The following is an 8,694-nucleotide window of genomic DNA, read 5'->3' as shown; positions in this document are numbered from 1 at the left end:
GAACACCGTGCGCTCATCGGCGCCCAGCGTGCGCGCCGCCTCCACCGCCGCCCGGTCGATCGAAGCCAGGCCGAGGGCGATGTTCACTAGCGGCAGGGTGACGAAGAAGATGCCGTGCGAGACGATGGTGGCGGCGATGTGCCCGTACAGCCCGACCATCTGCCAGAAGATCAGGAAGCCCAGCGCCGAGACCACCGGCGGCAGGATGAAGGGCGCGATGCCGAGGGTGTAGAGGGCGCGGCCCCAGCGCGGGTTCCAGCGCCAGAGGTACCAGGCCATCGGCAGCGCGATCGACACCGACAGGGCCGCGGCCAGCACGGCGATGGTGACGCTGTGGCCCAGCGCGCCGACCCAGTCCGGGTCCTGCAGCATCTCGCCATACCAGGCGAAGGACAGGCCCTGCGGCGGGAACAGCAGGCGCTTCTTCTCGTTCAGCGACACGCCGATGATGACGATGATCGGCGCCAGCAGGATGGCCCCGATCAGGCCCATATAGAGGCGGCTGAGCACCCTGCCCATGGTCAGCGCCCCCCGGCCGGCTTGCGGCCCTGGCCCAGCAGCAGGGTGAGTCCGATCAGGGCCAGGCTGACCAGTACCAGGAACACGGCCAGCGCTGCCGCGAAGGGGATGTTCGACTGGTAGATCGCCTGGTCGGTGATCAGCACCGACAGGGTCCAGTGCTCCGGTTTGCCCAGCACCTGGGGCAGGACGTAGCAGCCGAGGGTGAAGACGAAGACCAGGATGGCCGTCGCCAGGATCGCCTGGCGCAGCGACGGCAGCACCACGGTGAAGAAGCCGCGCAAGGGCGAGGCGCCCAGCGTGCGCGCGGCCTCGGTGATCTCCGGGTCCAGGCGGTTCACCGCCGGGTACAGCATCAGCACGGAATAGGGGAAGCCGATGAAGCAGAGGCCCATCAGGAGGGCGCCGAAGCTGGGCGTCCACGCATCGGGCGTCGAGAGGATGCCGAGCGTGACCAGCAGGTTGGAGATGCCGGCCGACCGCGACAGCAGGATCGACCAGGCGAAGCCCATGATCACCTCGGACAGCGACAGGATCGACAGGATGACCACCAGCCAGGCCACCTGCGCCGGCCGGCGGGTGCGGCTGAGGAACCAGGTGAAGGGCACCGCGGCGGTGACGCAGACCACCGCGGCCAGGCCGCAGATCATCAGCGAGAAGCCCAGCACGCGGGTGAACAGCGGCGTCCAGAACCGGGCGTAGTTGTCCAGCTCGAAGGCCGGCTCGTACAGGCCGCCCTCGACCCGGTGGTAGAAGCTGAACGCCACCATGATCACGAACGGGATCAGGAAGAACACACCCAGCATCGCCGCCGGCCACAGCGCCGGCAGCCGGGCGATCAGGCCGCGCGGTGCGGAGGGGGCTGCGGCGGGCGGGGCGGCAGTCGCGACGGCGGTCATGCCGCCAGTACCACGCAGGAGTCGGGCGGCAGCTCGACCGTCACGGTCTGGCCGGCCGAAATCGGCGGCAGGTCCTTGCGCGCGGCGGCGGCCACCAGCCGGGTGCCGGCGCAGTCGACATAGACCTCGACCGAATTGCCGACATCGCGCACGAAATCGACCGTGCCCGCCACCCGGTTCGGCCCGGCCTCTCCGGCCGGGCGCAGTTGCACCTCCTCCGGCCGCACCAGCAGGGTGGCGCCGGCGCCGGGCTTGAGGCCGTCCAGCCCTTCGCTCGCGGTCAGCACCGCGTCGCCGAGGCGCAAGGTCCCGCCATCGACCCGCACCGGCAGCAGGTTGCCGGTGCCGATGAAGTCGGCGACGAAGGCGTTGGCCGGGCGGCGGTAGATCTCCAGCGGCGCGCCGGCCTGCTGGATCCGGCCCTGGCCCATCACCACGATCAGGTCGGCCATGGTCATGGCCTCGCGCTGGTCATGGGTGACCAGGATGGTGGTCACGCCCAGGCGCTGCTGCAGCTGGCGCAGCTCGATCTGCATCGCCTCGCGCAGCTTGGCGTCCAGCGCCGACAGCGGCTCGTCCAGCAGGAACAGGCTGGGGTCGATCGCCAGCGCCCGGGCGATGGCGACGCGCTGGCGCTGGCCGCCGGACAGCTGCGAGACATGGCGGTCGGCCACGCCCGGCAACTGCACCATGGCCAGCAGCTCCTCCGCCCGCCTGCGCTGCGCCGCCCTATCGGCACCGCGGATGCGCAGGGCATAGGCGATGTTCTCGCCCACCGTCAGATGCTCGAACAGCGCCAGGGACTGGAACACCATGCCGAAGTTGCGCTTGTGCGTCGGCACCGGGGTGACGTCGCGGCCGTCCAGCAGCAGCTGCCCCTTGGTCGGGGATTCCAGCCCGGCGATGATGCGCAGCAGCGTGGTCTTGCCGCAGCCGGAGGGGCCGAGGAAGCAGACCAGCTTGCCGGCCGGGACGGCCAGATCGACATCGGTGACGGCGGTGACCCGGCCGTAATCCTTGGCGATGCCCTGGAGGCGGAGCTCGTGCATGCGGCGCGGGTCCTGTCTCGAAAGGAAGGCCCCGGCCACGGGCGGCGCGGCCGGGGCGCGCTCGGTATCAGCCGGTAATCATACCCGTCCACTTCTCCGCGACCCAGTCGCCGCGTTCCGTGTACAGCTTGTAGTCCGGGATGATCGGCTTGATGTCGCTGGAGACGGCGGCGAATTCCGCCGCCGACAGGCTCAGGATGTCGCGCGGCACGATCGGCGCGGTGCCGACCTTGCGCGACAGCGTCTCCTGCTGCGCCGGCTGGCACATGTAGTCGATGAAGACCTGCGCCTCCTCCAGCTTCTTCGACGCCTTGCTGACGGCCCAGGAGCCGCGGTCGGACACGCCGCCCTCCTTCGGGAAGGTCGAGCGCACCGGGAAGCCGTCCTTGATCGCGAGGCCGGTGACGTCGTGATAGTACTCGCCCATCGGGATCTCGCCCGACTGCAGGGCGTTCTGGAACTGGCCCTCGTCGCGGTACCACAGCGACACGTTCGGCTTCAGCTCGGCCAGCTTGGCCAGCACCTTCTCGACGCCCTCATTGGTCGCCAGGATGTCGGTGTTGCCGCCGAAGAAGGTGTGGGCGGTGATCTCCAGCAGGAAGGAGTTGCTGGCCAGGGCCATCAGGCCGAGCTTGCCTTCGTTCGCCTTGTCCCAGAGGGCGGCCCAGCTGGTGGGCGCGTCCTTGTAGGTCTCCGTGTTGGTGACCAGGGTGATGAACCAGGCCACCGCGGCGACGCCGGCGATGCGGCCGTCATCGTACTTGTTGAGGAACTCGGGGAAGACCTTCGAGACATTCGGCATCTTGGCCGGGTCCAGCGCCTGCCACAGGCCGGACTTGATGCCGCGCAGCATGGCCACCTGGGCCATCATCGACACGTCGGCCGGGGCCTCGCCGGCATTGGCCGCGGTCTGCAGCTGCACCAGCCAGGCCTCGCCGGTCGGCTCGCCGACGCCTTCGACCTTGATGCCGGTGGCCTTGGTGAAGTCCGGGAAGACGTGCTTGCCGAAGCTCTCCTCGAAATAGCCGCCATAGGTGCCGATCTTGATGCTGCGCTCCTGCGCGTGCACGAAGGGCGCCCGGCCGATCGTGGCCAGGGCGGCGCCGGCGGCGGACAGCTTCAGCAGCGTCCGCCGGCTGGGGGAGTAGCGATAGATCTCGCGGGTCATGAAACCTCCTTGTCCTTTCTTATAGCGCCAGGGCCGCGGTCAGGCGGCCGGCGACGACCGGGGCCGCGTCGCTGCCGACATTGGCGAAGGCGACGCGCAGGAAACGGTCCTGCCCCGGCCCGAACATGCTGCCCGGCAGGGTCAGCAGATTGTGCTCCAGCGCCAGGCCGCGGGCCACCGCGACCGCGTCCCGGCCCGGGAACGGATGCTCGAGATAGGCGAAGAAGGCGCCCAGGCTGACCAGCCGCCAGCCTTCCAGCTGCGACAGCGCGGCGCGGAACACGTCCGCGCGCTCGCGCATCGCCGCGGTGTTGCCCTGGACCCAGCCGCCGAGCTGCTCCAGCCCGAACAGCGCCGCCTCCTGACCGATGCGCGGGGCGCAGATGGCGACGCAGTCCATCGCCTTCTCGACCTGCGCCATCAGCGCCGGCCCGGCGGTGATGGATCCGACGCGGTGGCCGGTGATCGCGAAGACCTTGGAGAAGCTGTAGAGATGCACCACCGTCGACGCCCAGTCCGGGTCCTCGAACAGGTCGTGCGGCCGGGCGTCGGTCGGCAGGAAGTCGATATAGGTCTCGTCCAGCACCAGGGCGATGCCGCGGCGCTTGGCGAGATCATAGAAGGCGCGCAGCGTCGCGGCCGGGTAGATAGCGCCGGTCGGGTTGTTCGGCGTCACCAGCACGATGGCGCGGGTGCGGTCGGTGATGAGCCCGGCCACCTCCTCGACATCCGGCACGCCGCCGGCATCGGGGCGGAAGGCCGGGTGCAGCGCCTGGATGCCCATCGCGTCCAGCCACATGCGGTGGTTGAAGTAGTAGGGCACCGGCAGGATCACCTGGTCGCCGGGCCGGGCCAGCGCCGTCATGGCCAGGCAGAAGGCCTGATTGCAGCCGGCGCTGATCGCCACGTTCTCCGCGCCGATGGCGCCGCCATAGTAGCGGGCGAAGCGCGCCGCCAGCGCCGCGCGCAGCTCGGGCACGCCCAGGATGGCGGTGTAGCGGTGCATGGCGGGGTCGCGCAGCCGCTCGGCCAGATGGGCGGTCAGCGCCTCCGGCGGGGCATAGCCCGGCACCGCCTGGGCCAGGTCGATCAGCGGCCGGTCGGCCGGGAAGCTGCGGCCCTCGACCCAGCGCTGGGCCTCGGCGATCGGCGGCGCAGCGACCGCGGTCAGGAGGGGGTTGAGCGTGAGCATGGCCCTGATTACACCGGATCGCGCTTCAGCGGCATGGTCATGCAGTGGATGCTGCCGCCGCCGGCCGCCAGCAGGTCCAACTCCGGCTCCAGCACCGTCAGTCCTTCGGCCCGCAGCGCCGCGTTCACCCGGGCGCTGTGCTTCGGCGACAGCACCCGGTCGCGGCCCAGCGCCAGCAGGTTGCAGCCCATCGACATCACCTCCTTGTAGGTGACGGGGATCAGCTTGATCCCGTGCGCCTTCAGCCAGTCCAGCAGCCCGTCGTCCAGCACGTCGGTGCAGGCCACGGCCAGCACGTCGGCGGCCATGCAGAAGATCACGTCGAGATGCAGGAAATGCTCGGGGAACGGCTCGACCCGCGCCTCCCAGCCCTCGGCCTCGAACCAGCGGGCGAATTGCCGGGCGCCGGCCTCGTTGGTGCGCTCGCCGGAACTGCCGATCAGCACCAGCCCGGGGCGGATGATGTGGATGTCGCCGCCCTCCAGCGTGCCGTCGGTGGAATAGCGCCAGACGCCGCCATGCTGCTGGTAGAACTCGATGACGGAGGCGTATTCGCCCCGCCGCTGCGGCCGGAACAGCTGTGTCACCACCGGGCCCCAGGGCGTCACTTGGCTCGAATCCCTGGTGTAGACCTGATAGGGCAGGTGCGGCTCGGTCTTCAGGTAGTGGCAGGTGACGCCGGCGGTCTCCAGCGCGTCGACCATCTGCCGGTATTGGCCCTGCACCCGCTGATGGTCATAGGCCGACCCGGCGTCCAGCGTGGCCCGGGCGATGCTGTTGGTCGGCTGCCAGGCATAGTGCTCCGGCGTCGCCAGCAGCACGTCGCGCAGCACGCCGGTCTCGGAATCCAGGGTCCAGGTCACGCGAAGCCTCACATGTTTCGTTGCCGGAAGGATGACAAATGTCGCGGGCCTGAAAAATAGCGGCGGCGTGACGTTCACTTCGCAGTTTCTCGATGTAATCTCGTCGCCATGAAGAACGTATCCGACGTCGATCTCAGGCTGCTGCGCATCTTCGTCGCCGTGGCCGATGCCGGTGGCTTCGCCGCGGCGCAGGCGGCGCTGAATCTCGGCGCCTCCACCGTCTCGACCCAGATGGCGCATCTGGAGCGGCGGCTCGGCGCCAGGCTGTGCGAGCGCGGCCGCTCCGGCTTCCGGCTGACCGAGAAGGGCCGGGCGGTCTATGGCGCGGCGCGCCGCCTGCTGGACGCGGTCGAAGGCTTCCGGACCGAGGCCCTGGCCCTGGACGCCCGGCTGGCGGGCGACCTGCATATCGGGCTGGTCGACGCCACGGCCGGCGATCCGGGATCGCCCGTGATCGACGGGCTGCGCCGCTTCGGCGGCCGCGACCACCGGGTGCACCTGCATCTGGCGATCGACACGCCGGCGCGGCTGGAGCAGCGGCTGCTGGACGGGCAGCTGGACCTGGTGGTCAGCGCCTTCCCGCGCCACATCGCCGGGCTGGTCTACACGCCGCTCTATCGCGAGAAGCAGGTGTGCTACTGCGGCGCCGGGCACCGGCTGTTCGGCGCGCCGGAGAGCCCGGACCTCCTGGCCGAGATGCGGCGCGAGCGGCTGATCACGCGCGGCTACTGGAATCTCGGCGACCTGGAGCGGCTGGGCCTGTCCGAAGCCTCGGCCTCGGCCACGGTCGACTGCATGGAGGCGCAAGCGATCCTGATCCTGTCCGGCGGCTATATCGGCTTCCTGCCGACCCATTACGCGGCGCCGTGGCTGGCGGCGGGCCGGCTGTACCAGCTGCTGCCGGGCCTGCTGTCCTATGACGCGCCGTTCGAGATCGTGACCCGCAAGGGCGCCACTGTCTCCCGCGCGGCGCAGTTGCTGATCCAGGACCTGCAGGCGTCGCGGTCAAAGTCCTGACATAGGTGTTCGAAAACCGTCGTCATCCCGTGCGCGCTGCGGCGCGAAGTGCCGCTGCGCAGACACGGGATCTCGTGCAGGTCCTGCGGCAGATCCCGGGTCTGCAGCGCATCACTTCGTGCTGCGCCGCGCCCGGGATGACGGTGGGTGTTTGGGCAGACGCAAACCAGCAGCCGGGCCGTCGGACAGAGGACATTTGTTTAATGTTTCGTACACTTGTCAATTTGTCTGATAAATCCGATAGTGCCGCCGCCGGACGCGATTCCGGACAGAATATTTCGGGAGGATCGGTTCATGCGTGGTGTGAAACCCTGGGCCCTGGCGGCGCTCCTGTGCGGCATCGCCGCGGTGCCGGCCCATGCGGCGGACGGCGTCGCCACCGGCGACACCTCGGGCAAGAAGATCGCGCTCAGCAACAACTACGCCGGCAATTCCTGGCGCCAGGCGATGCTGAAGAGCTGGGACGAGGTCGGCAAGGCGGCGGTCGCCCAGAAGCTGGTGGCCGAGGCGCCGGCCTTCACCACCGCCGACAATTCGCCGACCGACCAAGCGGCGCAGATCCAGAACATGATCCTGCAGGGCTATGACGCGATCGTGATCGACGCGGCCTCGCCCACCGCGGTCAACGGCGCGGTGAAGGAGGCCTGCGACGCCGGCATCGTCGTCGTCTCCTTCGACGGCATCGTTACCGAGCCCTGCGCCTGGCGCATCGCCATCGATTTCGAGGGCATGGGCAAGGCCCAGATGGATTACCTCGCCACCCGGATGAAGGGCGGCAAGCTGCTGGAGATCCGCGGCCTGGCCGGCGTCTTCGTCGATGACGAGATCCACAAGGGTATCGAGGCCGGGGTGAAGGCCAATCCGGCCTTCTCGATCGCCGGCTCGGTGCATGGCGACTGGACCCAGACGGTGGCCCAGCGCGAGGTCGCCGGCATCCTGCCGACCCTGCCGCAGATCGACGCGGTGGTGACCCAGGGCGGCGACGGCTACGGCGCGGCCCAGGCCTTCCAGGCCGCCGGGCGCAAGGTGCCCCTGATCATCATGGGCAACCGCTACGAGGAGCTGAAGTGGTGGAAGGAGCAGACCGCCAGCGGCTATGAGACGATGAGCCTGTCGATCGCCCCCGGCTCGGCCCAGGTCGCCTTCTGGGTGGCGCAGCAGATCCTGGCCGGCAAGGACGTGCCGAAGGATCTGCGGCTGCCGACTGTGGTGGTGGAGCAGGCCAAGCTCGACTACTGGCTGGCCCACACGCCCGAGGGCGGCGTCACCAACGCCACCTATCCGCAGGATTGGACGGTGAAGCTGATCGACGCCATCGTCGCGAAGAAGGACCTGCCGGCGACGCCGACGGAGGGGTAAGCGGCGAAAGCCAAGGCCCATGCGGCCCGGTCGTCTGCTGCCTCCGCCTTGCGTTAAACTCCCTCTCCTTGGGGAGAGGGAGGGGCCCATTCGCGTTGGCGAATGGGAGGGTGAGGGGGATGGCGGGCGACCGGGAGTTGGAGAGCCGTTCGGTCGGCCGGGCACGGCGCCTGCGGCAGAACGGCACCGATGCGGAGCGGAAGCTGTGGTTCGTGCTTTCCCGGCGGGGGATCGAGGGGGCGAAGTTCCGCCGCCAGCATCCCTTCGGTCCCTACGTCCTCGATTTCTATTGCGAGAAGGCCCGACTGGCCGTCGAGGTCGATGGCGGGCAGCACACCGAGGAGCGGGATCGCGATCGTACGGCCTATCTCAACGCGCAGGGCGTGACCGTGCTGCGCTTCTGGAACCATCAGGTCCTGCAGGAAGCCGAGGCGGTGGCCGAGATGATCGCGCACGAATTGCGGCACCGAGCCACCCCCTCACCCTCCCGCCGCCAACGCGGCGGGCCCCTCCCTCTCCCCGAGGAGAGGGAAACTTGAGCATCCGGACATGAATTCCACACCGATCGTCGACTTCGCCGGGGTAGCCAAGAGCTTCGGGGCGGTCAGGGCGCTGGGCGGGGTCGACC

Annotated in this window: 8 protein-coding genes and 1 pseudogene; 3 read left to right on the top strand and 6 right to left on the bottom strand. The window is 69.4% G+C overall.

Annotation, left to right across the window (positions count from 1 at the left end):
• From ABDW35_RS25890 to ABDW35_RS25865, 6 genes and pseudogenes are all read right to left on the bottom strand, one after another.
• A pseudogene (locus ABDW35_RS25890) lies at positions 1-519 on the bottom strand (ABC transporter permease); the annotation flags it as partial.
• Positions 520-521: 2 nt separating this feature from the next.
• Complete coding sequence (locus tag ABDW35_RS25885; protein ID WP_343716743.1) at positions 522-1,418, bottom strand: ABC transporter permease; 897 nt, start codon at positions 1,416-1,418, stop codon at positions 522-524.
• Complete coding sequence (locus ABDW35_RS25880) at positions 1,415-2,467, bottom strand: ABC transporter ATP-binding protein (RefSeq protein WP_343716742.1); 1,053 nt, start codon at positions 2,465-2,467, stop codon at positions 1,415-1,417. Before ABDW35_RS25880 ends, ABDW35_RS25885 begins: the two co-directional genes overlap by 4 nt.
• A gap of 67 nt (positions 2,468-2,534) precedes the next feature.
• A complete protein-coding gene (locus ABDW35_RS25875; protein WP_343716741.1) occupies positions 2,535-3,635 on the bottom strand; it encodes an ABC transporter substrate-binding protein in 1,101 nt (366 codons plus the stop codon).
• Positions 3,636-3,654: 19 nt separating this feature from the next.
• Positions 3,655-4,827 (bottom strand): aminotransferase, encoded by a 1,173-nt coding sequence (locus tag ABDW35_RS25870; RefSeq protein ID WP_343716740.1) that lies wholly within the window; start codon positions 4,825-4,827, stop codon positions 3,655-3,657.
• 8 nt (positions 4,828-4,835) lie between these two features.
• Positions 4,836-5,690, bottom strand: coding sequence for an arginine deiminase family protein (locus tag ABDW35_RS25865; protein WP_343716739.1), 855 nt, complete (start codon positions 5,688-5,690; stop codon positions 4,836-4,838).
• A 108-nt stretch (positions 5,691-5,798) separates the two neighbouring features.
• Here ABDW35_RS25865 and ABDW35_RS25860 point away from each other — a divergent pair, with 108 nt between their 5' ends.
• From ABDW35_RS25860 to ABDW35_RS25850, 3 genes are all read left to right on the top strand, one after another.
• The gene (locus tag ABDW35_RS25860) at positions 5,799-6,707 is read left to right on the top strand and encodes a LysR family transcriptional regulator (protein ID WP_343716738.1); all 909 of its coding nucleotides are present in this window, start codon (positions 5,799-5,801) and stop codon (positions 6,705-6,707) included.
• 294 nt (positions 6,708-7,001) lie between these two features.
• The gene (locus tag ABDW35_RS25855) at positions 7,002-8,066 is read left to right on the top strand and encodes an ABC transporter substrate-binding protein (protein WP_343716737.1); all 1,065 of its coding nucleotides are present in this window, start codon (positions 7,002-7,004) and stop codon (positions 8,064-8,066) included.
• Between the two features lie 119 nt (positions 8,067-8,185).
• Entirely contained in the window at positions 8,186-8,605 is a 420-nt protein-coding gene (locus tag ABDW35_RS25850) for a DUF559 domain-containing protein (protein ID WP_343716736.1), read from the top strand.
• Positions 8,606-8,694 lie beyond the last annotated feature (89 nt).

This window comes from Inquilinus sp. (genome assembly GCF_039594555.1).
Classification (GTDB): domain Bacteria; phylum Pseudomonadota; class Alphaproteobacteria; order DSM-16000; family Inquilinaceae; genus Inquilinus.
Note: the sequence above shows the minus strand (reverse complement) of the source record. Positions and strands in the feature narration are given on the sequence as shown.

Coding starts and splice junctions, on each gene's coding strand:
- ABDW35_RS25885 (WP_343716743.1), bottom strand. CDS start 1,418: ATGACCGCCGTCGCGACTGCCGCCCCGCCCGCCGCAGCCCCCTCCGCA.
- ABDW35_RS25880 (WP_343716742.1), bottom strand. CDS start 2,467: ATGCACGAGCTCCGCCTCCAGGGCATCGCCAAGGATTACGGCCGGGTC.
- ABDW35_RS25875 (WP_343716741.1), bottom strand. CDS start 3,635: ATGACCCGCGAGATCTATCGCTACTCCCCCAGCCGGCGGACGCTGCTG.
- ABDW35_RS25870 (WP_343716740.1), bottom strand. CDS start 4,827: ATGCTCACGCTCAACCCCCTCCTGACCGCGGTCGCTGCGCCGCCGATC.
- ABDW35_RS25860 (WP_343716738.1), top strand. CDS start 5,799: ATGAAGAACGTATCCGACGTCGATCTCAGGCTGCTGCGCATCTTCGTC.
- ABDW35_RS25855 (WP_343716737.1), top strand. CDS start 7,002: ATGCGTGGTGTGAAACCCTGGGCCCTGGCGGCGCTCCTGTGCGGCATC.
- ABDW35_RS25850 (WP_343716736.1), top strand. CDS start 8,186: ATGGCGGGCGACCGGGAGTTGGAGAGCCGTTCGGTCGGCCGGGCACGG.